Origin of the sequence: Arcticibacter tournemirensis (assembly GCF_006716645.1) — a bacterium.
Lineage (GTDB): Bacteria > Bacteroidota > Bacteroidia > Sphingobacteriales > Sphingobacteriaceae > Arcticibacter > Arcticibacter tournemirensis.
Map to the genome: position 1 here is coordinate 424,776 of NZ_VFPL01000002.1, position 23,329 is coordinate 448,104.

The following is a 23,329-nucleotide window of genomic DNA, read 5'->3' on the forward strand; positions in this document are numbered from 1 at the left end:
AGCTTTTATGAAAATTAAGAAACCCGAACATATTCTAATAAGCAGGACCGATGCAATTGGCGACGTAATTCTTACTTTGCCGGTATGCGGTCTCATAAAAGCCCATTATCCCGACTGCAAAATTTCTTTTTTAGGCCGGCTGTACACGAAAGAGGTGGTGCAGCTGAGTACTCATGTGGATGAATTTATTGATTACGACGAATGGAAGTCCATTTCAGATAAGGATGCCGTCCATTTCCTCAGACTTAAAAGGATCGATACGATCATCCACGTATTTCCTAAGAAAAGGATAGCCTTAATCGCCCGGCAAACAGGAATTCCATTACGGATAGGTACTACTAACCGTATTTATCACTGGTTTACCTGTAACTGCCTGATCCGCCTAAGCAGGAAACATTCTAACTTCCACGAGTCGCAGTTAAACATCAAGTTATTAAAGGGGATAAATATCCCAACCGCACATAGTAAAGAAGAAATATCAGAATACTATGGTCTGAGTAAGCTACCCGATTTACAGGAAGAATATTGTTCGCTTCTTTCAAACGAACGCTTTAACCTGATATTACACCCTAAATCAAAGGGAAGCGGGAAAGAATGGAGCCTTGAACGCTATTCGGAGCTGATTAAAAAGCTTGACAAATCTAAATTCAAGTTGTTTGTCAGCGGATCGACCACTGAAAAGGCTCTTCTTGACAGCTGGCTCTCCCAGCATAAAGACGACGTAACGGATATAACAGGACTCTTAACGCTCGAGCAGTTTATAGCTTTCATAAGCAAATGCGATGGTCTGGTAGCCTCTGGCACTGGTCCGCTGCATATTGCCGCTGCTTTAGGATTGAATGCACTGGGACTTTTTCCCAATGTAAGACCTATACATGCAGGGCGGTGGGCTCCGATAGGCAAAAAAGCCGAGTATATTGAATGTACAAATGCGGATATGGATTCCATTACTGCCGACATGGTTTATGACCGGCTCGATTATTGGTCAAAACAGCTGTAGCGTTTTTGGGGGTATCATCGTATGATGACTATACGCTGCTTATAATCAGGTTAATTTTTTTAATGAATGTCAGTTATTTCGTCTTCTCTGCTTATTTCCACCTATAATTGGCCCGGGGCTTTAAGACTATGTCTTTTAAGCGTGGCGGCTCAAAAGGTGCTGCCCGATGAGGTACTGATTGCCGACGACGGCTCGGGTATAGAGACGAAGCAATTGATTGATTCATTTAAAAAAGAGTTTCCAGTCCCTTTAATCCATGTGTGGCATGAAGATAGAGGGTTCAGAAAGACGAGGATCCTTAATACGGCAGTAAGACAAAGTGTAGGAAAATACATCATCCAGGTGGACGGGGACGTAATCCTTCATCCGTTCTTTATAAAAGATCATTTAGATGTTTCTGAGAACGGCACATTCGTTCGCGGAACAAGGGCAAGGTTAACAGAAGAAAAAACAAATGAGATGCTGAACAAGGGCAAAATCAATGTAAATGCTTTTTCCAGAGGAGTATATCACCGGTTGAATGCCCTGCATCTGCCTCTTCTTAAAGCACTGGGAATTCGGAAAGAGAATTCAGGCAGAAGTGTCAGGGGCAGCAACCTTGCATTTTGGAAAGATGATTTTGTTGCTGTAAATGGCTATAACACTGATCTCAATGGCTGGGGCCATGAAGACGAAGAACTGGCAACCCGGTTCATCAACAATGGTATTATGAAAAAGATCGTTAAACTGTGCGCAATCCAGTTTCATTTGCATCATGCAGAGACATCTAAAGAAAATGAACCATTTCATTCTCAAATAATACAAACAACTATAAAAAACAAAACAAAAACCTGTGTTAATGGATATAGTTACAATTGATATGAAGCGAGGAATAAAGACATCTTTAATTATCTCCACTTATAACTGGCCCGAAGCTCTCAATCTGTGCCTGTTAAGTGTTACCAGACAATCTGTGCTTCCGGATGAAGTAATTATTGCCGACGATGGCTCGACATTTGAAACAGCTGAGCTCATAGATAAAATACGACTTTCTTTTCCGGTGCCTTTAATCCACGTCTGGCAGGAAGATGAAGGCTTCCAGTTAGCGAAGATCAGGAATAAAGCAATCGCTCATGCCCGTCATGAGTATATTATACAAATTGATGGCGACCTGGTACTGCACAAACACTTCATTAAAGACCATATCGAGCTTAGCAAGCCCGGAACATTTATTACCGGCAGCAGAGTATTGATGAACAAGAGCCTTTCAGAAGAATTATTGAGCACGCGGGTAACCAACGCTTCTGTGTTTAGCTCAGGAGTTAAAAACCATTTTAATATTCTCAGAATAAAGTTCTTGCGGGATTACTTTGCAGATAGGTATAAACAGAAAGACATGCTTTATCTCCGCGGGTGCAATATGGCTTTCTGGAGGGACGATATTATCAAGGTGAACGGATATAATGAAGAATTTAAGGGCTGGGGAAAAGAAGATAATGAAATAGCCGTGCGACTGATCAACTCAGGAATTAAGAAACGGGCTATAAAATTCGGAGGTATCGTCTTTCATATTTATCATTCAGAGAACTGCCGCGCCCAAAGCCATGAAAATGAAACCAGGCTTGCAAATGCGATCAAACACAAGATCACGTATTGCCAAAGGGGAATAAGTCAGTATTATAACTTAAGGACAGGGATAAGCATCTAAAGAGATGTCTGCTACGCCACTTATATCAGTTATTCTTGTTACATATAACGTAGAAAAACTATTACAAAATTGTCTGAATAGTATCTTTCGGCAGGAATATCCTTCTCTTGAAACCATTGTAATAGATGGTGCCAGCACTGATGGCACTATCGATATCTTAAAGGCTAACAGCAGCAGGATCAAATTCTGGAAAAGCGAAAAGGACAGTGGCATTTATGACGCCATGAACAAAGCGCTGGACCACATTTCAGGTGAATGGGTATACTTCATTGGAGCAGACGATGAGCTGACCCCCGACTTTTCAGCGCTGGCCTATGAACTGAAAGACGCATCGGCAATTTATTATGGCAGTGTGTTGAAAGACGGAAAAAAATACCTCGGCCAATTATCCCCATACCACCATGCGAAGACCGGAATTAACCATCAGGCTATGTTTTACCCTGTGTCAGTATTCAGGAAGTATAAATTTGACACTACGTATCCCATTTCCGCCGATCATATCTTAAACATGTGGTGTTGGAAAGACAAAGATTTCAGATTTGAATTCAGGGACTATATTATTGCGATATTCAATCACACTGGTGTTTCGTCTCTAAAAAAGGATTTGCTTTTTGAAAAAAGGAAAGCAAACCTGATACTAAAAAACTATGGAGTAGCCATCTGGCTGCGATTTCTGTTCAAAAAACTTAAAGCCCGTCTTTCATCTTCTTGAGAACTTACTACCTTTTGCTGAAAGCAAAACCATGGGTAAGACTGAATACGATTTTACGCGGTAGCTTAAGAACCTTCAAGGTCGCCTTTGCTCTTAAACTTTCTATAGGTATCAACCGTACCAGATACAATAGAACGGAGCAATACATAATACGGGCGCTGTCACCGTTTGCTTCCTTCTCCCGTCTCAGTAAGACCCGTACCTCATCCAGATATTCTCCCCGCTGCTGATTGCTTTTTTGATTCTCCCTTCTGAAGCGAAAGCCTCCAAGCATAAAAGAAGTGGTATATAGTTTTTCATGCCTGAAAAACCTCAGCCATAAATCAAAATCAGCAGCTAAAGAATAATTGCAGTCTATGAAAGCGCCTGCCTTGTTCCACAAATCACGCCGCCAGAATACCGATTCCTGCTGTATGAATTTTCCTTTATAAAGATACATTCTCCATTTCGACCAACGCTGCTCATAAGGCTCCTTATCAAACGTGAAGGGGTGCCCGTCTTCATTATAGAAGGTATTATTGCCCATGATCCATTTTACGTCAGGAAATTGAAGAAAAATCTTGGCTGCTGTAAACAAAGCGACCTTGTGATACATGTCGTCGGAATTGATCCATGCCATTATATCCCCTGTTGACCGCTCAAACCCCTTCTGTAGGGCATGATACAGTCCCCCATCAGCTTCACTGATCCAATAAGTCAGATGCTCCTCATATTTCTTAATTATCTCAACCGAATTATCAGTACTTCCCCCGTCAATGATAATATATTCAAGGTTGGGATAACCCTGGCTTAAAACGGAACGTATTGTATCCTCCAAAAACTGGCCCTGATTATAGGATGGTGTTACAATGGATATTTTGGGTAACATGTGCCGCATTTATTTTAGTAGCTGCCAAAGATAAATATTAAAGCTAAGGTCATATTCATCTGAACTGATTTAGATTTCGCCGACTATCTGAGGTTTTTTAATACTTTTGCAGATTAACTCATTGAATGAAGACATATTTCAGATTATTATCTTTTGCAAAACCGATTCAAAAGTTTGCGATACCCTATGTCGTGACGACGATGCTGTCTGTATTATTTAATACGCTGAACCTGGCTCTTATAGTTCCTCTGTTAACCTTTCTTTTCGATACTGCCGCCGGAACCACCGTTTATACAAAGCCTGAAAGCATCTTTAATATGATGGGCAACTTTCGATATTACTCCCAGGAGATTAACAGGGCTTACGGCACTTACGGTGCACTGCAGTTCATCTGCGTAGTTATCATCATATCGGTATTATTGAGCAATCTGTTTAAATACCTCTCTCAGAGAATCATGGAAAACCTTCGTATCCATACCTTGCTTAACATACGAAGAACCGTTTTCGACAACGTGATGAATATGCATCTGGGTTATTTCAACAATGAGCGAAAAGGAGATATTCTTTCTAAAATAACTAATGACGTTCAGGTTGTTCAATTCACTGTAAGCGGAACCCTGCAGGTAATCTTCAGGGAGCCTTTTCAATTACTGGCCTACTTATTTACTCTGTTCTCTATCTCTTATAAACTAAGCTTTGTATCTATTCTTTTCATTCCCATCTCTGCCATATTTATTGCACGGCTGGTAAAGAGCCTTAAGAATCAAGCTACGGGCTCTCAGGCATCTTTCGGGATGATGGTGAGCAATCTCGAAGAAGCGCTCTCGGGTGTTAAAATAATCAAGGCGTTCAACGCTGCCAGCTTCATTAAACAAAAGTTTAACAGAGAGAACGAAAACTTCTCTGAGATCGGTCGGCAGATGGCGAAGAAACAACAACTAGCCTCACCTATTTCCGAATTCCTGGGAGTACTCATGGTAGCCTTCATTGTATTATACGGCGGTAATCTTGTACTAAGTGGAAGCGGAGAGCTGTCAGCCCAGGCATTTATTGGTTACATTGCGATTTTCTCGCAATTGACCCGCCCGGCCAAAGCGTTATCTGACTCTTTTACAGGTATCAACTTAGGACTTGCGGCAGGCGAACGTATACTCGAGCTGGTCGACATGAAACCAGATATTCAGGATGCGCCTGATGCGATAGATGTGAATGATTTTAAAGATTCCATCCTTCTTGATAGCGTTACTTTTGCGTATGGTGAAAAGACCATTCTCGATAACGTTTCCGTTAAAATACCCAGGGGCAAAACGATTGCCCTTGTGGGCCCGTCGGGGGGAGGTAAATCGACCTTGATGGACTTAATACCGAGATTTATAGAGCCAAAAAGCGGAACGATCTATTTTGACGGAATTGACATTAAAAAGATCAAAATGGACTCCCTTCGTGCACAAATGGGATTTGTAAATCAGGAATCTATTCTCTTCAACGACACTATTTTTAATAATATAGCTTTTGGCAAACCTGATGCTACACAGGAAGAAGTTGAAGCTGCTGCCAGGATAGCCAATGCTCACAGCTTTATTATTAACACTGATAATGGTTACCAAACCAACATTGGCGACAGAGGGATTAAGTTGTCGGGCGGTCAAAAACAGCGTATTAATATCGCCCGTGCAGTCTTAAAGAATCCTCCGCTTATGCTGCTGGATGAAGCAACGTCAGCCTTAGATACCGAATCAGAAAGACTTGTCCAGGATGCTCTGAACAGACTCATGAAAAACAGGACTACCCTTGTTATCGCTCACCGGCTAAGCACCATCCAGGATGCCGACCTAATCCTCGTGCTGGAGTCGGGACGGATCATTGAAAAGGGTACACATTCTGAACTGATGACAGATGACGGTGTATATAAAAGGCTGGTAGAAATGCAGACATTCAGTGAATGATGTCGCATACCTGGTAGATTTACCGTATAAGTAGCAGAAGATCGCTATGTACATTAAAAACAAGAAGAAATTCAGGCTCGTTCGCTTCATTCTGCTCAAAATTTCCCGGCTATTACACGTCCTCGCAAGGTTTAGAAAACCAGAGAAAAGGATATTGCTTGTAAAGATTGACGCTATCGGCGATTATATTCTATTCCGCAATTTCCTCGAAGTCCTTAAAAATTCGGAGAAGTATAAAGATTACCAAATTGAGCTTCTAGGAAATAACAGCTGGAAAGACATTGCTCTGGAATACGACAAAGATGTAGTTTCCAACTTCTATTTCATTAATGAAGATCCATTGTACGAAAAACCACAAGAAGTATTTAAGCTTGGTTGGATGCTCTTCAAGCGCAAATACGAAGTAGTTCTACAATCTACTTACTCACGAACATTGATGGGAAATGGCCTTGCGGCACTGGCTTCTGGAAAAGAGTCAATTGCTTATAACAGCGATAACGAGCATCACCCACGGTATAAAAAACAAACTGATAAACTGTATACACAACTGCTGAAGCTTCCCCTACATGTTCATCATGAATATGAAAGAAACCATTTTTTCTTTCAGGAAGTCACAAACCAAGAAGAGAGTCAGATGACACCTCTCTCTCTCCCCTTTAGAAAATCAGAAAAAAGTGGCATTCTTATTTTTGCAGGATCCAGCTGGATAAAAAAGAACTGGGAAAAGGAGAAATTCCTTGAAATAATAGAACGACTGTTACTCCACACTTCCGACACTATCATTCTGGCAGGAGGGCCGGCAGAAATTCCTATAACATCCTATTTGCTGGGTAATTTAAGTGACACCTCGAGGATTATTGATACCACAGGTAAGAGCAGCCTTCCCGAACTGATTCAAATAGTAGCCTCCTCCAGACTGGTAATATCCAATGACACAAATACCGTTCATATAGCGGCAGCCACCCACACTCCCGTAATCTGCATCCTTGGTGGCGGACACTTTGGAAGATTCATGCCTTATTCAAAGAAAATGTCATTCAAGCCCGTCTGCATTTTCGATGAAATACCTTGTTATAACTGCAGTTGGAACTGTAAATTCTATGAAGACAACGGCAATCCATATCCTTGTATATCAAGAATTAACACTGAAAGAGTGTGGAATTCGATAGTCAAGGCCCTGCAAGAGATTTGAAGGTACCCTCTAAACATCTACCCTTATAGAAATAACACTGTATCGAATTCAATAAAAAACTCGTTACTATTATCAGTAATCATACTTTAAATTAATAATGTCATTTGCTCAGAACAGCGATCTACCTAAAGTGAGTATCATAACCGTAACACTCAATGCTGAAAAATATATAGAACGATGCATAAATACGGTGTTGTCTCAATCCTATCCGAACATAGAACATGTCATTCTGGATGGGAACAGTAAGGATAATACACCTGCTATTCTCAAAAGATACACAAATAAGATTGCTTTCTGGAAAAGCGAGCTGGATAATGGCGTTTATAATGCTATGAACAAGGCGGTGACGTATGCTACCGGAGACTGGATTCTATTCATTGGAGCTGATGATATCCTTTTTCCAGGCTTTAGCGAGATGGCTTATAAGCTTAAAGATGAAAACACTATCTATTATGGAAATCACAAATGGAGAAACTCTTTCAATGGACAGAAATTTGATTCTTATCAACTTACGAAAGAAAATGTCTGTCATCAGAGCATTTTCTATCCAAGGGCAGTATTTGATAAGTATCAATATAACGAGAAGTATCGATCCAGAGCAGATCATGTACTAAATATGCAATGCTGGGGTGATAACAGGTTCAGGAAGCGGTATTATCCTATTGTAATTTCGGATTATTCGGAAGGAGGTTTTTCTGCTCAAAACAGAGATTTCCTGTATTACGAGGATAAACCCTATTTGATCCGAAAGCACCTTGGAGTTATTTGTTTTCTTCGATATAAATACAGGTGCTATAAGAATAAAAAAAGAGGGATTGATATAGATAACGACCTCCTCTATTAATATATCCAAATTCAACTATTACCCAAATGACAGGAACACCCTATCTCACTAAGTCCCCTATTCTCTTCCTTATCTTTAACCGGCCGGATACAACCTACAAGGTATTTGAAAAGATAAGGGAAGCAAAACCAACCCGACTATATATTGCAGCCGACGGCCCGAGGAAAGATCGAATTGAAGAAGAATCTTTATGTACCGAAACGCGAGCAGTTTCAAAGCTGGTTGATTGGGATTGTGATGTAAAAATCCTCTTCAGAAACCACAATCTTGGTTGCAAAAATGCAGTTAGCTCTGCCTTAGACTGGTTCTTCAGCCAGGAGGATGATGGTATAATTCTTGAAGATGATTGCCTGCCTGCTAATGACTTCTTTTTTTTCTGCGATGAACTGCTGGAAAAATACAGGTTTGATACAAGGATTCGCCATATAGGAGGGAGTAATCTACAATATGGAAATACCAGGGGAGATGCAAGCTATTATTTCGCGAATATGACCCATGTGTGGGGCTGGGCATCTTGGAAAAGAGCGTGGATTGATTATGACAAAAATCTTATGAAATACGAACAAAAGGATGTAGCGATACAACTTGGGAAGATTTTTAGCGATCCCCTGATAGTAGAAACCTGGACAGAAATATTTAGAATGGTAAAAGAAGGCGAGATTGATACATGGGATTATCAACTTGGCTTCATTAACTTCTTCAACAATGGTTTGACTATCATTCCAAACACTAATTTAATCTCAAATATTGGTTTTCGAGAAGACGCAACTCATACACTTTCTCCAGACAACCCAAATGCAAACATCCCGCTTGGCGAATTAAAAGCATTGGTTCACCCGGTTTATTTTCTTCCGGAAAAAGAAGCGGACGTCTATACCCTTAACCATGACTTCAATATTGAAGAACGGCGTGCTCAGGAAAAAGAGGAAGCAAGACTTGTAGAAAAAAACAAAAGAAAGCTGAGGAACCGTGTTAAGCAATTTTTTAAACACTAGATATAATACATTAGATAACTACTATGGCAACGAACAATTTTGCATTTAACTCTCCCCCTTTAATTAGCGTTATTACCGTCTCGCTAAACGCGAGCAGCCATATTGAAAGGTGTATTAAAAGCGTTCTATCTCAACCTTACCCTAATATTGAACATATTATCATTGATGGTGGAAGCAAAGACGGAACTGTAGAAATACTAAAAAAATACGATAAAGAACTAGCGTATTGGATAAGCGAGCCAGATAAAGGCATTTACCATGCCATGAATAAAGCTCTGGACCGCGCACAGGGCGATTGGATCCATTTCCTTGGGTCAGACGATTTCCTGTACGAAGGGTTTAGTGAGATGGCCACTGTCTCGCAGGGAGATAAAACGATCTATTACGGCAGCTGTCTTTGGGGTAATACGATCCTTGGAGGAGTATTTACTCCGCTCAGACTGTCGACAGAGTGTATTTGCCACCACGGTATATTCTATCCCAGGAAAGTATTTGAAAAATATCGTTATGAAGAGAAATATCAAATCTCAGCTGACTATTTCCTGAATATCCAGTGTTGGACAGATGATGAGTTTGACAAAAATTACTATCCGTATTTAGTTGCCAACTTTTCTCAGGGCGGCCTTTCGGAGAAACGCACAGATGAAATATTTAAAAAGGATTTCAACGAGATTCTTAAGAAACATTTAACGATGAAAGACTTTCTAAAATATAGATTCGGTCAGTATAAGAAACAACAAGCGACACGAAAACGCCGGCGCCAGTTTATATAGCGCATAATTTTCGTTTGTAATAATGTGAATTGGGGAACAGGAACAGATTGTTTCCCCATCGATTTATGTTTTCTTCCTAGTATCGCAGAGAGGTAGTGAATAAAGATCTGTCTGAAAACATCATCTTTGTCTGCAACTTTAGGAACTAAGTCAAATGAGAAAAATAAAAGAAACCATACATCTTTTAAGGGGATACAGCAAGGACAAAGAGCTATGCAAAGGGTCTCCGGTGAAATTATTTAATTTTTGCAATATAAAAAAGCCTGAAGATGTATGGTTCTACAATTTCATTCACAGTGAATTTCCAGACAAACTCTCTTCAAAGAAAGAGATTGCGGTATTCTCAGTATATGGTACCCGTTCGAAGATTAAATTGAATAGAAGTCCTGTAAAGCTATTTTTTACGAGCGAAAACATCGACAACTATTCCGAATATAGCGATCATTGTCTTGCAGAGGTTGATCTGGTATTGGGATTTGAACATTTACAGGAACAGAACTACCTGCGTTTTCCGCTATGGATTCTCTACTTTATACCATCTGCTTTGAATCCGCAAATGATCAGAAAGGCAGTCTATAATATGTCGCATTTTAATCATGACGACATTTCTTCCCGTAAGTTCTGTTGCATGGTATGCAGTCACGATGGAGATGGTGCCAGGCCTGCGATCTACCATAGCTTGAGCGAAATCGAAAAGGTTGACAGCGGCGGATCTTATTTAAACAACACGAACGATCTTAAAGAACTCTGCGCGGATGACAAACGACTGTTCCTAACTCGTTATAAATTCAATATCTGTCCGGAGAATTCCGACGGCGACGGTTATGTTACTGAAAAGCTTTTCGAAGCTATTAATTCTGGATGCATACCAATATATATGGGAAGCAACAACAACCCCGAGCCTAATGTAATTAACAAAGATGCTGTTCTCTTTTACTCAGGTCCTGAGAGCCTTGAATCATTGAAGAAGCAGGTCGCGGAACTCCATTCTAACGAAAAACTATACAGGGAATTTATATCCCAGGAACGATTTCTGCCGACGGCAGCAGAGTTTGTGCTTGACACAATCAGCGAGTTGAAGAAAAGGATTGATCTATTGTTATGAAATCGGCGATCCGTCTTCCATCTTTTGTAATACTCCCTTCAATTTATGAATGTCGATCGTAATATTACAACCTTCGCCTTCAATATACTGATCTTCCATATCGGGTTTACCAAAGAGATAGTGATATTTCAAATCGAGTGAATCTGCTAGATGCCAGTAATACTGGTTGTGATAGATCCTGTCTCTTCTAAATTCAAGGACGGAACTACCAGGCTTCATAAACAACATGTTAGTAAGACCGGCGCCATGTATTGAGACTAAGGACTTACACGATGCAGAGAGCCTTATCTGATGAAAAAGATCCATATCTTCAAATCGGACAATTTCATAGCCGAATGACTTTAGTACATCCCATACGTCCTGCTCATTCAATATTTTTCTGTACCCGGCTTTATCTCTGGAAATATAGAGCTTTCTTTTAGGGACTATTGAATCAAGATCAAGATTCTTCCTCAATTCATCACGAATCTGTTTCATCAAAGGATCATTAATATAACCCGGCATACAGGCGTGAGTGACCAGCGTTAATTGCTGTACCTTCAGAAGTTCGCGAAACTTTATAAATTCAATTCCTTTAGGCTTTAAACCTAAAAGCTGCAGTGAGCGAATGCCCGTCTCTTTTATATAAGCAGAATGATCTGGCAATAATAATATATGATCTTTAATAATCTCCTTTGCAGCGTAAACCCTTGATAGAAAATCAGTGAACCAATGATAATGAGCATCGGTCCATTCATCAAAAGCTAAAAGATATTTCTCGTCTCGATTCGCCTCTCTTTTTCCCCGCAACCAAACCTTCTTTATAAAATGTTTTGCATTGAAAAAGCCTCTATAATGCTCTGGATTTAAAAGCGATTTCTTATTTACTTTAAAATAATCATCATATACAAACCCTTGAAAGCTTACTAGCCTATTTTTCAGAGTGAGGATCTGAACATCATAGGTTGGGTATGAAAATTCCCTTTTACAAAAATCCAGCTCTCCCTCAACGTAGTTCTCAGGCTTTCTCCTTTGGATCTCCATAGATGGTGTAACAGAAGTATGGCGCATTTAAGATGAATATCGGCAAATTTATCAAATGATAGATATAACTCCCTTCTAGACTCCTATTATTTATGCTTTCTTCCCCCTAGGAATTGAGTTATAAATCATTTCCATCCGTTTTCCTCAAAACGTACTTAAAACATTTTTATCTTCGCTTGATAAAATGCTTGCTCATGATAAAACGAAACGGCTTGGATAAAAACGATTCTCCTCTGATCAGCATCATCACGGTTACATTTAACGCAGGCAGACACCTTCAACAATGCATCGATAGCATTCAGTCGCAATCTTATCCTGCGATAGAGCATATTATTATTGATGGCGGGAGTACGGATGACACTCTCGAAATCCTTGAACGGAACAACGATAGCATAGCATTCTGGAAAAGCGAACCTGACAACGGCATCTTTAATGCTATGAATAAAGGTCTGGAACATGTGAAAGGCGACTGGATCTATTTCCTTGGAGCTGATGACAGTCTCTATCCCGAATTTTCCCAGCTTGCTGTTCTTCTGAAGGACTCAAAAACGATCTATTACGGTCAATGCTCGTGGGGCGACATGATCCTGGGAGGTGAGTTTACTCGGTATCGACTTACAAAAGACTGCATTTGCCACCACAGCGTAATTTATCCCAAAAGGGTTTTCGAAAAATATCAGTACAGTGAAAAATATCCAACCGGGGGAGATCATTTGCTCAATATCCAGTGCTGGAATGATCCTGAATTCCAGAAGGAGTATCATCCGATTCTAATTGCTAACTTTGCGCAGGGAGGAGTTTCTCAATTTACTCCCGATCCGCTTTTTGATGAGGATTTCCCGGGGATTGTAAAAAAACACTGCAGCTTTCCCGTATATCTCAGATACAAGTGGAAACAGTTAAAGTCTAGAAAGAAATAATAAATGTCCGCATACCATACGTCTTCGCCGGTTCTTTTCCTTATATTCAACAGGCCCGATACCACTCAACTCGTTTTTAATCAGATACGTAATGCACAGCCTTCGAGGCTATATATTGCAGCTGACGGTCCGAGAGACAGCCGGCCTGATGATAGAACTTTGTGTGCACAGGCGCGCAGTGTAATAGATAATATCGATTGGTCCTGCGAAGTTAAGACCCTATTTCGCGAAGAGAATCTGGGTTGCAAATATGCTGTTTCAGAATCGCTCGACTGGTTTTTTAAACAAGAAGAAGAAGGCATCATACTCGAGGATGACTGCCTGCCATCTGAAGACTTTTTCAGATTTTGCGACGTACTCCTGGAGAAATATCGGTATGATACCCGCATTTTCCAGATAGCAGGTTGTAATTTTCAGCAAGGCAGGAAGTGGGGAGATGCGAGCTATTACTTTTCGAACCTCCTGGAAGTTTGGGGGTGGGCAAGCTGGAGACGGGTATGGCAGTTATACGATCCTGATCTGCTTCAGTTTGATGAAAGAGATATTATAACAAGTCTCGATGTCCTATTTAACGAACCACTTGTAACTAAGGAATATGCGGATATATTTAAACGACTTAAGGCCAACGAAATAGACACCTGGGATTATCAGCTAAAGTTTATCAATTTCTTCAACAACGGACTTTGCGCCATACCGAATGACAACCTGGTTTCAAACATTGGCTTTCGTGAAGATGCAACGCACACAGTAGATCTCGATGGCCGGGTCGCTAACCTGCCTCACGGTAAGCCGGAGAAAGTCCTGCGGCATCCTCACGTCATATTGCCGTCTAAAATGGCCGACCTTGCGATATTGGATGTTGAGTTCTCCATCGAAAAGAAGAAACAGAAGGAAAAGCGTATCAGCCGCAGAATCAAACGATGGCTGTTTAAACGATAAAAAGTGCAGATGCCAGCATAAGCTTACTAGTGCTTTTTTAAGTAAAAACCCTTATCATATCCAGCAGGCACGCCATCAATCTGAATGATGGATTCGCCCTGCACATAAGTGCTGAACTCCGCTTCGAGTGTATACCTTTCGTTAAAATGCTTCAGGAAATCATATTCGTTAAAGAACCATGCAGGATAGGACGCTTCATATACGGAGGGCCATACGTTCTGAATGGTTAAACGGTCTTTCCCTCTATCGATAAAGGCAGTTCGGTCAATGATAATATACTTGTATCCTAAGCCGACTAACTCCTCAAGAAAAGTATGCGGCTCGGGTAAATACTGAATTACACCCGACAATATCATCAAATCAGTCTTATACTTCGCGTTACATTCCTCAATTGAATGAAAAAAACGCAGCAGTCCGTCTTCAAAATACTCCTTGCCGCACTCCACGTAATGGGCTTGTTCCACAACATTCCAGCTTGAGCAAACCTGATTACTTAAAAATTCCTTTACCTGGAAATAGGTACTGCCAAGAGACCCTCCAAAATCAAGTATATTCAAAGGAGCACCGTTCTCAAAAGCGCTATGAAGCAGAAACGATATTAGAGGGAACGGGTATTCCTTCTTATCGAAAAGCACCGAGTCTCTTTCATAAACCGCTTCTCCATTTTTCACTTTTAAAAGTGCGGCCTTCGTCTTCTCAAGGATGTTGCTCTTTGCAAACCCCTCTCCATGAGCAGCAGCTTCCTCCCAGGTAGCATAATCGCCAAACCAGCCATATTTTTCTTTAGGCTTTTTCTTTAGTTTTCCAAACAGGCTCATAATCGTTTTTTATAGATAGGAACTAACGGCTTATAGCTCTTTAATAGCTAAAAGTCATTCAACACTTCAATTACTCTTTCTATTTCATCTTCTTTATGGCAATAGGATACGGGTAAGCTCAACGTGGTACGGTGTATCTCTTCCGAAATAGGGTACGATTTCCTGAACTTTTCTTCAAGAGCTTTCTGCTGATGAGGAGGCACCGGGTAATGAATTTCTGTCTTTACTCCGTTCTGTAGCAAGTACTCTCTTAGCCGGTCACGCTCGGGATGTCTGATATTGTAGATGTGATATACATCAAAATAATCGGGTTCCACCACCGGCTTTATAAAATCAGATTTTAGCCCGTTATGATACATCTCTGCGAGCCTTCTCTTATGAGCGTTGATTTCATCCAATCTGTTTAGCTTAATGGAAAGAAATCCGGCCTGTACTTCATCAAGCCGTGAATTAGTGCCGATATACTCGTTATGATACTTTACCCGGGAACCATAATTACGCAGGGCCTTTATCTTTTCGTAAAGCGTCTCATTATCTGTTGTTATAGCCCCTGCATCACCCAGTGCTCCAAGATTCTTCGTAGGGTAGAAGCTAAAAGCTCCGAAATCACCAAAGGTGCCAGTCTTCTTTCCTTTATATTTCGCCCCGTGCGACTGTGCACAATCCTCGATCACTTTCAGTCCATATTTCCGCGCAATGGCGGTAATCGGGTCCATATCACATGACTTCCCATAGAGATGGACAACCAAAATAGCACGGGTTTTAGAAGTAATGCTTTCTTCAATCCTTAACGGATCGATATTGTACGTATTGATATCCGGTTCAACCAATACCGGTACCAGTCCGTTGTGATAAACCGCAAGAATAGTAGCAATGTAGGTATTAGAGGGAACGATCACCTCACTCCCTTCGGGGAATTCAAAACAACGTAGCGCAAGAATTAAAGCATCGAGTCCAGAAGCTAGTCCTGCACAATAACCAGAGCTGCAATAAGAAGCAAAGTCCTTTTCGAAAGCCGACACATTGTTACCGAGTATAAACCAGCCTCTTTCCAGAGTATCCGAAAAAGTCCTTTTATACTCTTCAAAAAATGGCTCATTGAGCAATCTCAGATTTTCATATTCTATCATGGTAGGGCTCGTATATATAATCGTCCGGATCAAAAAACTCGGAAGCCAGCACCATCAGTATGGCATCTTCACTAAAATCGTACATCTTGTGCCAGTCCTCAGGCGCTATCAACAAACACTTATCAGGAGAATCCAGGATAAACTCCTGCTGTACTTTACTATTATCGTTGTGAATAGTGCACTTACCAACAAGACAAATGGCTGCCTGAACCGTCGTCTTGTGCCTGTGTCCTCCTCTCACAGAATCGTCTACTCCGTAAATATAGAAGATCCTCCTGATGTCAAAGGGAATCACCTTTTCTATAACGGTAAGATTCCCTCTTTTGTCAGTAAACGTTTTTAAATTGATTAATTCAGCCATACCGTATTTACGATTCCAGTTTTCTTTTCTTGTAGTAGTTCTTATAATGCCCTGTTAGTGTGAATGTCGCTTTTCGGCCGATATTCGTCATCACCCAGTCGAGATTTAGAAGCGGCTCATGAAAGGTCAGGGTACCATTCACTGCTCTAATCTGTTTCTCAGCTTCTGCCAATCCCTTAGCATATGGCTTGTAGACCAAACTTATAACTTCCTTTTTAAGCGCGTACTGTTCTGCTGTAAGGCGCAACGTATTATTCAAACAATATCTAAAATCGTGACAATGGTAAAAAATCAAATCAGATTCCCCACCGGAGACAGCCGTAGAAACAGTAACCCCCGTACCTTTCCCGGCAAACTCGTATTGGAGATTATTCCATGGTGCAACGCCACCGCCCTGGTGCTGCAGTACGTGAACCCCTTCAAACCTGGTTGTCCAGTCATCCAGATATTTCTGATCACCGAACTTCCCATCTTCAAATCTTTTGTAACACCATTCCAGGCAGGCCTTACGCCACCAGTCTAATACTTTCATCCCTTCCTCTGTGTTCTTAAAGGTAATAAACTGAACACAATAGATTCCACTAAGAGCCGACTGGTCATGTTCCGGACTGTATCTGTGTTCGGTAATAAGCACGGAGCTTTCGCCCATTTCGTCCGTCAACACCTTCGGATCGCTGAAAAAAAACAGGTCGGCGTCCAGGTAAGTACAATGGTCGAGTGAAAATGTATTAATACAATACCAGATAGTAGATGAAGTGCAAGTCCAGCAATACTCACCGGCGGTTCGTCCCGGTTTCACACTTAATAATTCTTCATCCTCAAATTCGTTTAAAGAAATAATCGTGGCATGTATAAGCCGCAGCTCCTTCAGACAGTTATAGCAATCGTCGTCAAAAGCAAAAATATAGAGATGAAAGTTGTTGCTGTATCTTTCTAAAGAATTATACATAGCCAAACCTCTCGAGAGATATGCAGAATTGAATAACGTGCAATAATTAAGCATGATTACAAAAAGCCAAATATACCGAATAAGAACAACTGTCTATGTTGGTTATTCTTATACGGTGTTTATCATTCCTGATCTTTCTTTTCTATAACCGCTTCGATATGATAATGAGGTCTCCCCTTCGTTTCAAGGTAAATTTTCGAGATATATTCTCCCATAATTCCCAGTGCTAAGAGTTGGATACCTCCAAGCATATCCATCACCAAAGCGGTTGAAGCCCAGCCGGGAATATTGTCTCCCCTAAGAACTACCAGAACAATCCATATAGCCAGGAATACGCTGGTTACAAACATAAAAATACCGAGAAACGAAATAAGTCTAACCGGACGGTTGCTAAAAGAGGTGACCCCGTCAAGAGCCAGTGAAAGCATCTTTATTAGAGAATATTTCGTATCCCCACCGATCCGTGACAGTCGTTTGTAATACACAATTTCAGACTTCAGCCCGATCATCGGTATAATACCCCTGATGAAAAGATTTACCTCCTTGTATTTTGCAAATTCGGACAAGGCAAAACCGGAAAGTAAACGAAAGTCTGCGTGATCTTCAATCAGTTTTACTCCCATTGCTCCCATCAACTTGTAAAACACCCGGGCTGTTGTGCTTTTATACACAGTGTCTGTTTCCCGGTCGTTTCTCACTCCATATACAATATGAGCACCGCGGTTGTAAGCCGCTATCATCTTACTAATAGCACTAAGATCATCCTGCAAATCGACATCCATTGTAATAGCGCAATCGACGTGTCCGGTTACCACCTGCATTCCCGCCAATAATGCATTTTGATGACCAACATTAGAAGCTAACTTAACAACTTTCAGAGCTTCGTCTGCTTGAGAAATAAGCAGGTCAAGAGTTTTATCCGAACTTCCATCATCCACAATTACTATGAAACTGTCGGGATGTATAGATCCTGATAGTTTTAAATCTGTTAAAAACTCTTTTAAAACATTAGCGCTTTGAAGAATTATTTCTTCCTCATTATAACATGGTAATACAATTGCTAGCAAGGGCTTCTTTACACCCCGCTCCTGGTCTTTACTCATAAGGCTATTGTTGATCTCGGGTTTTATATCAGTCAAACCTCGATAATAATGAATCCAAAAATAGCATTTATCCTTATAATTACGAAAGGAGTGCAATACCAAACAAAACCCCACAGTCCGCGTTTAGAATAAAAAATCTACAGACATCACCTATTGAATGACAAAGAAATACGACTATCTCGTTGTCGGCTCCGGATTGTTCGGAGCCGTTTTTGCGCACGAAGCGACCAAAGCCGGAAAAAAATGCCTGGTAATCGACAAGCGTGATCATGCCGGCGGCAACATCTTCTGTAAAGAAATGGAAGGCATCAACGTTCATTGGTATGGCGCTCATATTTTTCATACAAACGATAAAGACATATGGGATTATGTGAATCAGTTCGCTGAGTTCAACCGCTACACCAACTCTCCAATTGCAAATTATAAAGGAGAGCTTTACAACCTTCCTTTCAACATGAACACCTTCTATCGCCTCTGGGGAACGAAAACTCCGCAGGAAGCAAAACAAAAGATAGAAGAACAGATAAAAGGGCTGAACATTACCGAACCGAAAAACCTTGAAGAACAAGCCTTAAAACTTGTTGGACCCGATATTTACGAAAAGCTGATCAAACATTATACTGAAAAACAATGGGGCCGGAAAGCTACAGAACTTCCCGCCTTCATTATTAGACGTCTGCCAGTGCGCTTTACTTACGATAACAACTACTTCAACGACAAATACCAGGGTATCCCTGTGGGAGGATATAATAAGATAGTCGAGGGCTTGTTAAAAGACATTGAAGTTCAGCTTAACACCGACTTTATCAGTCGGCGTGAAGAATTTGAAAGCATAGCCGACAAAATTGTATTTACCGGCAAAATAGACGAGTATTACGGGTTCAGGTTCGGCGAACTCGAATACCGAAGCCTGCGCTTTGAAACTGAGGTTGTCGACACGGAAAACTATCAGGGCAACGCCGTAGTAAATTATACTGACTCAGAACCAGCCTATACCCGGATTATCGAGCATAAGCACTTCGAGTTCGGAACTCAACCCAAGACAGTGATCACAAAAGAATATCCTTTGACAAGCGAGAAAGGCGCAGAACCTTATTATCCCGTCAATAACGATAACAACGGTGCAATTTTAAAAAGGTATCAGGAGCTTGCTTCGGCAGAGAAGAATGTAATCTTTGGCGGAAGACTAGCCGAGTACCGTTATTACGACATGCACCAGGTGATCGGTTCGGCACTTGTTAAAGCAAAGCGGGAACTTTCTTAGAAGTAGTAAGTTTTAGGTTATAAGTTATAAGTAACGGAAAATGGACAGTTGACAGGGGACAATTGACAGTGGAAAATGGACAGTGGAAAAGGGATAATAGAAAAGGTCATAAAGACAACTAACAAAATTGTATATCCTTTCTCAATATATTAGTTCACCATTAACCGCCGTAACCGCAATCTGCGGCCTTTTTCATTGCGGCAGCGCTAAACTTCGTAACAGCACACTCTCCCAAAGCAATGAAAGCAGCCGCGAGTTTTTTTTTGTAGCTTTTTTCTTTGCGGTCAAAGAAAAAAGTACATACACACACCACCAAGCCAGAAAACAAAAAAGGGCTGGAATAACCTAATCATTCCAACCCTTGTATATCATGTTCACCACTAATCTACCGTAACCGCAATCTGCGGCCTTTTTCATTGCAGCAGCACTAAACTTCGTAAAAGCACAATCTTTCAAAGCAATGAAAGCAGCCGCGAGTTTCTTTTTTGGTACTTTTTTCTTTGCGATCAAAGAAAAAAGTACACACACTTTACAACTTTCTCTTCACTTCAACATTCTCGTACGCCTCTACAATATCACCAACCTCAATATTATTAAAGTTATTGATATTCAAACCACACTCATATCCTGCTGAAACCTCTTTCACATCATCCTTATATCGTTTCAGTGAAGCCAGCTCTCCGGTATAAACCACCACACCGTCGCGGATGATACGCACCTTGCTGTTACGGTTGATCTTTCCGTCAAGAACCATACATCCGGCGATAGTACCCACTTTACTAATCTTGAAGGTCTCACGAATTTCAACGTTAGCAACAATCTTCTCTTCAAACTCAGGGGCAAGCATACCTTCCATAGCAGCTTTTACTTCGTTGATAGCATCGTAGATGATAGAATACAGGCGGATATCGATAGCTTCCTGCTCAGCCAGCTTACGGGCTCCACCCGATGGCCTTACCTGGAAACCGATGATGATGGCGTCAGAAGCAGAAGCCAGCAACACGTCTGACTCAGAAATCTGCCCAACAGATTTGTGAATGATATTCACCTGAATCTGCTCAGTAGATAGCTTCAGCAACGAATCTGAAAGCGCTTCGATAGAACCATCCACGTCACCTTTCACAATGATGTTCAGTTCTCTGAAGTTTCCAATTGCCAAACGACGTCCGATTTCATCAAGAGTGATATGTTTCTGGCTACGCAGACCCTGCTCACGCTGCAACTGCAAACGCTTGTTCGCAATTTCGCGGGCTTGTGGTTCGCTTTCCATGGCATTAAACTTATCGCCTGCCGTCGGAGCGCCCGACATACCAAGCACCTGCACCGGTGTTGAAGGACCAGCCTTATCAACTCGCTGTCCCCGCTCATTGGTAAGCGCCTTAACGCGGCCGCTATAACTACCAGCAAGGATTGGATCACCGACATGTAATGTTCCGGCCTGGATCAGAACCGTTGTTACGATACCTCGTCCTTTATCAAGGGCGGCTTCAATAACAGTTCCTGTAGCTCTTTTATTAGGATTTGCTTTCAGTTCGAGTAATTCGGCTTCAAGCAATACTTTCTCAAGTAATAAGTCGACATTCATACCCGTTTTACCGGATATTTCCTGACTTTGATATTTACCACCCCAGTCTTCGACTAAGATATTCATAGCAGACAACTGCTCACGAATCCTGTCGGCATTGGCTCCCGGCTTATCCACCTTACTAAAGGCGAAAACAATAGGGACACCGGCCGCCTGAGCGTGATTTATCGCCTCACGCGTTTGAGGCATCACACTGTCGTCAGCCGCAATTACGATGATGGCGATATCTGTTATTTTGGCACCGCGGGCACGCATCGCAGTAAAGGCCTCGTGACCAGGTGTATCCAGGAAGGTGATCTTACGGCCATCTTCGAGTTTCACCTCGTAAGCACCTATGTGCTGTGTAATACCACCTGCTTCACCGGCTATCACATTCGTTTTCCTTACAAAGTCGAGCAACGATGTTTTACCATGGTCAACGTGACCCATAACGGTCACAATTGGCGCACGTGGAATAAGATCTTCCGGCTCGTCATGTTCTTCAAGACTTGCCTCTTCATCCTCGGGTTTAACGAATTCAACATTATAACCAAACTCATCGGCAACGATGGTAAGTGTTTCAGCATCCAAACGCTGGTTGATTGAAACAAACATCCCGAGGCTCATACATGTGGATATGATCTGTGTTACCGGAACATCCATCATGTTTGCCAGTTCGTTGGCCGTAACAAATTCTGTTACTTTCAGTACTTTAGACTGAAGTTCCTGTTCAAGTGCAGCCTCCTCTGCAGAATGAGCTACGTCGTCGCGTTTCTGACGTCTGAACTTAGCCCGTTGAGCAAATTTACCTGATTTTCCAGCTCCGCTTAAGCGTGCGAGAGTGGCCTTGATCTGGTCTTGTATTTCCTTTTCTGTTGGTTCTTCTTTGGGAGTATTGTCATGCCTTGCTCCGGCATGATGTCTGTTTCCACCGCGGAAATCTGGCCTGGCACCTTGATTTCGAGCTCCGCCTCTGAAATCTGGACGTGGCCCCTGATGTGGCGGCGGTACCGGCGTACCCTGACCTGTACGTTGCTGTCCGCCCTGTTGTTGCGGGTTTCCGCCCTGCGTATGCTGGCCGCCTTGTCCCTGCTGACCACCGCCATGCTGACCATGTCCCGGCTGTCCGGCATCTTTACGTTTTCTTTTACGTTTATGATCATTGGCCGCATTAGACGAAGAAGCCACTGGCTGGTCTTTACGTCGCTGCGGCTGTGTTGCAGAAAGATCTATCTTTCCAATTACATTCGGACCGGTAAGTCGTTGTGCTCTCGCACGTATTACATCATCTTCCACTGCTTCTTCTACTTTTTCCGGCTGCTCCTCCTTAGGTTGCTCCACAACCTCTGGTTTTTCTTCAACCTTCGGAATCTCGGGAGAGGGCTCTGGGAGAGAAGGCACTTCCGGCTCCGGCTGTTGGGGCTCGGGTTTTTGAGGTTCCGGCTCCGGCAACACTTCCGGTTGCTTCTCAGGTTCTGGCTCCGGTTTTACTTCCTGCACAGGCACGGGTGCCTCAACAGGGGTTGGTTCGGGAGCTGGAACAGGAACGGCAACAGGCTCCTTGCTCTGCTGTACCTCTGGCTCAGGAGCAGTCTCCGGCTTATCTTCCTCTGTCTTCTCCGTTTTCGGTTCAGTATGAGGCCTGCGGTTAAGAGAGTCGAGGTCTATTTTCCCTACTATTTTTACTCCCGGAAGAGCATTTTCTTCCTGCTTTTCTTCTGTATTACCTTCGGCAGGCTCATCGGCAGGAGCAGAAACGGACTTAGCCTTTTCGGTGCTCTGATGATGTTCGAAAGATCCTGTATTCTTTATCAGGATCTCATCCTGTTCAAAGTCTTTGTTACGACGAGGTTCTTGTCTTTCGGTTGCCAGAGGCTGGGTGTCGTCACGACGTATTTTCCCTATAACAATCTGTCTTGCTTCTTCACGTACAATCTTGTCACCCTGATACTCTTTCAAAAGAGCATTATACATTTCTTCTGTGAGCTTTGTATTAGGTTTAGGATCAACCTTAAAGCCCTTCTTTCCCAAAGACTCTACGGCCGTCGACAACCCAATATTCAGCTCCTTTGCTGCTTTTAGTAAATTTATGCTTTTACCTTCTGACATCTAAAAAAATTACCTCTCGCTAAAAAT

At 41.9% G+C, this 23,329-nt stretch carries 21 protein-coding genes; 13 read left to right on the forward strand and 8 right to left on the reverse strand.

Annotated features, from left to right (window positions below):
• The first annotated feature begins 7 nt into the window (after window positions 1-7).
• The 4 genes from BDE36_RS23295 (at window position 8) to BDE36_RS23310 (ending at window position 3,399) form a co-directional block, all read left to right on the forward strand.
• Window positions 8-1,000 (forward strand): glycosyltransferase family 9 protein, encoded by a 993-nt coding sequence (locus tag BDE36_RS23295; protein WP_141816911.1) that lies wholly within the window; start codon window positions 8-10, stop codon window positions 998-1,000.
• 66 nt (window positions 1,001-1,066) lie between these two features.
• Complete coding sequence (locus BDE36_RS23300) at window positions 1,067-1,858, forward strand: glycosyltransferase family 2 protein (protein ID WP_141816912.1); 792 nt, start codon at window positions 1,067-1,069, stop codon at window positions 1,856-1,858.
• Window positions 1,839-2,687: a glycosyltransferase family 2 protein gene (locus BDE36_RS23305; RefSeq protein WP_244939643.1), complete on the forward strand. Its 849-nt coding sequence runs from the start codon at window positions 1,839-1,841 to the stop codon at window positions 2,685-2,687. Before BDE36_RS23300 ends, BDE36_RS23305 begins: the two co-directional genes overlap by 20 nt.
• A gap of 4 nt (window positions 2,688-2,691) precedes the next feature.
• Window positions 2,692-3,399, forward strand: coding sequence for a glycosyltransferase family 2 protein (locus tag BDE36_RS23310; RefSeq protein ID WP_141816913.1), 708 nt, complete (start codon window positions 2,692-2,694; stop codon window positions 3,397-3,399).
• Between the two features lie 7 nt (window positions 3,400-3,406).
• Here the strand turns inward: BDE36_RS23310 and BDE36_RS23315 are convergent, their stop codons facing one another.
• Entirely contained in the window at window positions 3,407-4,267 is an 861-nt protein-coding gene (locus tag BDE36_RS23315) for a glycosyltransferase family 2 protein (RefSeq protein WP_141816914.1), read from the reverse strand.
• A 125-nt stretch (window positions 4,268-4,392) separates the two neighbouring features.
• On the opposite strand from BDE36_RS23315, the gene BDE36_RS23320 reads away from it, so the two are divergent.
• The 6 genes from BDE36_RS23320 to BDE36_RS23345 all read left to right on the forward strand — a co-directional run bounded on the left by BDE36_RS23320 (window position 4,393) and on the right by BDE36_RS23345 (window position 11,122).
• Window positions 4,393-6,213, forward strand: coding sequence for an ABC transporter ATP-binding protein (locus BDE36_RS23320; RefSeq protein ID WP_141816915.1), 1,821 nt, complete (start codon window positions 4,393-4,395; stop codon window positions 6,211-6,213).
• A gap of 46 nt (window positions 6,214-6,259) precedes the next feature.
• Window positions 6,260-7,405 (forward strand): glycosyltransferase family 9 protein, encoded by a 1,146-nt coding sequence (locus tag BDE36_RS23325; protein ID WP_141816916.1) that lies wholly within the window; start codon window positions 6,260-6,262, stop codon window positions 7,403-7,405.
• A gap of 97 nt (window positions 7,406-7,502) precedes the next feature.
• Window positions 7,503-8,249, forward strand: a complete 747-nt coding sequence (locus BDE36_RS23330; protein WP_141816917.1) for a glycosyltransferase family 2 protein — start codon at window positions 7,503-7,505, stop codon at window positions 8,247-8,249.
• A 26-nt stretch (window positions 8,250-8,275) separates the two neighbouring features.
• On the forward strand, window positions 8,276-9,244 hold the full coding sequence (locus tag BDE36_RS23335; RefSeq protein ID WP_202618113.1) for a nucleotide-diphospho-sugar transferase: 969 nt from the start codon (window positions 8,276-8,278) through the stop codon (window positions 9,242-9,244).
• 23 nt (window positions 9,245-9,267) lie between these two features.
• Window positions 9,268-10,017 (forward strand): glycosyltransferase family 2 protein, encoded by a 750-nt coding sequence (locus BDE36_RS23340; RefSeq protein WP_141816918.1) that lies wholly within the window; start codon window positions 9,268-9,270, stop codon window positions 10,015-10,017.
• A 154-nt stretch (window positions 10,018-10,171) separates the two neighbouring features.
• Complete coding sequence (locus BDE36_RS23345) at window positions 10,172-11,122, forward strand: glycosyltransferase family 10 domain-containing protein (protein ID WP_141816919.1); 951 nt, start codon at window positions 10,172-10,174, stop codon at window positions 11,120-11,122.
• On the opposite strand, the gene BDE36_RS23350 is transcribed toward BDE36_RS23345, so the two are convergent.
• A complete protein-coding gene (locus tag BDE36_RS23350) occupies window positions 11,117-12,172 on the reverse strand; it encodes a glycosyltransferase family 61 protein (RefSeq protein ID WP_141816920.1) in 1,056 nt (351 codons plus the stop codon). The two genes, BDE36_RS23345 and BDE36_RS23350, sit on opposite strands and share 6 nt — an antisense overlap.
• Before the next feature lie 167 nt (window positions 12,173-12,339).
• On the opposite strand from BDE36_RS23350, the gene BDE36_RS23355 reads away from it, so the two are divergent.
• Together BDE36_RS23355 and BDE36_RS23360 are read left to right on the forward strand one after the other, a co-directional pair.
• The gene (locus BDE36_RS23355) at window positions 12,340-13,065 is read left to right on the forward strand and encodes a glycosyltransferase family 2 protein (protein WP_141816921.1); all 726 of its coding nucleotides are present in this window, start codon (window positions 12,340-12,342) and stop codon (window positions 13,063-13,065) included.
• A 3-nt stretch (window positions 13,066-13,068) separates the two neighbouring features.
• Window positions 13,069-14,004, forward strand: coding sequence for a nucleotide-diphospho-sugar transferase (locus tag BDE36_RS23360; RefSeq protein ID WP_141816922.1), 936 nt, complete (start codon window positions 13,069-13,071; stop codon window positions 14,002-14,004).
• A 26-nt stretch (window positions 14,005-14,030) separates the two neighbouring features.
• Here BDE36_RS23360 and BDE36_RS23365 read toward each other — a convergent pair whose 3' ends face one another.
• The 5 genes from BDE36_RS23365 to BDE36_RS23385 form a co-directional block, all read right to left on the reverse strand.
• Entirely contained in the window at window positions 14,031-14,822 is a 792-nt protein-coding gene (locus BDE36_RS23365; protein ID WP_141816923.1) for a methyltransferase, TIGR04325 family, read from the reverse strand.
• A gap of 47 nt (window positions 14,823-14,869) precedes the next feature.
• Window positions 14,870-15,952 (reverse strand): DegT/DnrJ/EryC1/StrS family aminotransferase, encoded by a 1,083-nt coding sequence (locus tag BDE36_RS23370; protein ID WP_141816924.1) that lies wholly within the window; start codon window positions 15,950-15,952, stop codon window positions 14,870-14,872.
• Window positions 15,939-16,313 (reverse strand): sugar 3,4-ketoisomerase, encoded by a 375-nt coding sequence (locus BDE36_RS23375; protein ID WP_141816925.1) that lies wholly within the window; start codon window positions 16,311-16,313, stop codon window positions 15,939-15,941. Before BDE36_RS23375 ends, BDE36_RS23370 begins: the two co-directional genes overlap by 14 nt.
• 7 nt (window positions 16,314-16,320) lie before the next feature.
• Window positions 16,321-17,262 carry a glycosyl transferase gene (locus BDE36_RS23380; RefSeq protein WP_235904248.1) on the reverse strand — a complete coding sequence of 314 codons (942 nt, stop codon included), beginning with the start codon at window positions 17,260-17,262 and terminating at the stop codon, window positions 16,321-16,323.
• Between the two features lie 122 nt (window positions 17,263-17,384).
• Window positions 17,385-18,365, reverse strand: coding sequence for a glycosyltransferase family 2 protein (locus BDE36_RS23385; protein WP_141816927.1), 981 nt, complete (start codon window positions 18,363-18,365; stop codon window positions 17,385-17,387).
• A gap of 157 nt (window positions 18,366-18,522) precedes the next feature.
• Here BDE36_RS23385 and glf point away from each other — a divergent pair, with 157 nt between their 5' ends.
• A complete protein-coding gene (gene glf, locus BDE36_RS23390; protein WP_141816928.1) occupies window positions 18,523-19,629 on the forward strand; it encodes a UDP-galactopyranose mutase in 1,107 nt (368 codons plus the stop codon).
• A gap of 529 nt (window positions 19,630-20,158) precedes the next feature.
• Here the strand turns inward: glf and infB are convergent.
• Complete coding sequence (infB, locus tag BDE36_RS23395) at window positions 20,159-23,302, reverse strand: translation initiation factor IF-2 (protein ID WP_141816929.1); 3,144 nt, start codon at window positions 23,300-23,302, stop codon at window positions 20,159-20,161.
• Window positions 23,303-23,329: the final 27 nt, after the last annotated feature.

Bases quoted from the DNA above. Each gene is read 5' to 3' on its own strand.
- BDE36_RS23295 (WP_141816911.1), top strand. From the start codon at position 8: ATGAAAATTAAGAAACCCGAACATATTCTAATAAGCAGGACCGATGCA.
- BDE36_RS23300 (WP_141816912.1), top strand. From the start codon at position 1,067: ATGTCAGTTATTTCGTCTTCTCTGCTTATTTCCACCTATAATTGGCCC.
- BDE36_RS23305 (WP_244939643.1), top strand. From the start codon at position 1,839: ATGGATATAGTTACAATTGATATGAAGCGAGGAATAAAGACATCTTTA.
- BDE36_RS23310 (WP_141816913.1), top strand. From the start codon at position 2,692: ATGTCTGCTACGCCACTTATATCAGTTATTCTTGTTACATATAACGTA.
- BDE36_RS23315 (WP_141816914.1), bottom strand. From the start codon at position 4,267: ATGTTACCCAAAATATCCATTGTAACACCATCCTATAATCAGGGCCAG.
- BDE36_RS23320 (WP_141816915.1), top strand. From the start codon at position 4,393: ATGAAGACATATTTCAGATTATTATCTTTTGCAAAACCGATTCAAAAG.
- BDE36_RS23325 (WP_141816916.1), top strand. From the start codon at position 6,260: ATGTACATTAAAAACAAGAAGAAATTCAGGCTCGTTCGCTTCATTCTG.
- BDE36_RS23330 (WP_141816917.1), top strand. From the start codon at position 7,503: ATGTCATTTGCTCAGAACAGCGATCTACCTAAAGTGAGTATCATAACC.
- BDE36_RS23335 (WP_202618113.1), top strand. From the start codon at position 8,276: ATGACAGGAACACCCTATCTCACTAAGTCCCCTATTCTCTTCCTTATC.
- BDE36_RS23340 (WP_141816918.1), top strand. From the start codon at position 9,268: ATGGCAACGAACAATTTTGCATTTAACTCTCCCCCTTTAATTAGCGTT.
- BDE36_RS23345 (WP_141816919.1), top strand. From the start codon at position 10,172: ATGAGAAAAATAAAAGAAACCATACATCTTTTAAGGGGATACAGCAAG.
- BDE36_RS23350 (WP_141816920.1), bottom strand. From the start codon at position 12,172: ATGCGCCATACTTCTGTTACACCATCTATGGAGATCCAAAGGAGAAAG.
- BDE36_RS23355 (WP_141816921.1), top strand. From the start codon at position 12,340: ATGATAAAACGAAACGGCTTGGATAAAAACGATTCTCCTCTGATCAGC.
- BDE36_RS23360 (WP_141816922.1), top strand. From the start codon at position 13,069: ATGTCCGCATACCATACGTCTTCGCCGGTTCTTTTCCTTATATTCAAC.
- BDE36_RS23365 (WP_141816923.1), bottom strand. From the start codon at position 14,822: ATGAGCCTGTTTGGAAAACTAAAGAAAAAGCCTAAAGAAAAATATGGC.
- BDE36_RS23370 (WP_141816924.1), bottom strand. From the start codon at position 15,952: ATGATAGAATATGAAAATCTGAGATTGCTCAATGAGCCATTTTTTGAA.
- BDE36_RS23375 (WP_141816925.1), bottom strand. From the start codon at position 16,313: ATGGCTGAATTAATCAATTTAAAAACGTTTACTGACAAAAGAGGGAAT.
- BDE36_RS23380 (WP_235904248.1), bottom strand. From the start codon at position 17,262: ATGTATAATTCTTTAGAAAGATACAGCAACAACTTTCATCTCTATATT.
- BDE36_RS23385 (WP_141816927.1), bottom strand. From the start codon at position 18,365: ATGAGTAAAGACCAGGAGCGGGGTGTAAAGAAGCCCTTGCTAGCAATT.
- glf (WP_141816928.1), top strand. From the start codon at position 18,523: ATGACAAAGAAATACGACTATCTCGTTGTCGGCTCCGGATTGTTCGGA.
- infB (WP_141816929.1), bottom strand. From the start codon at position 23,302: ATGTCAGAAGGTAAAAGCATAAATTTACTAAAAGCAGCAAAGGAGCTG.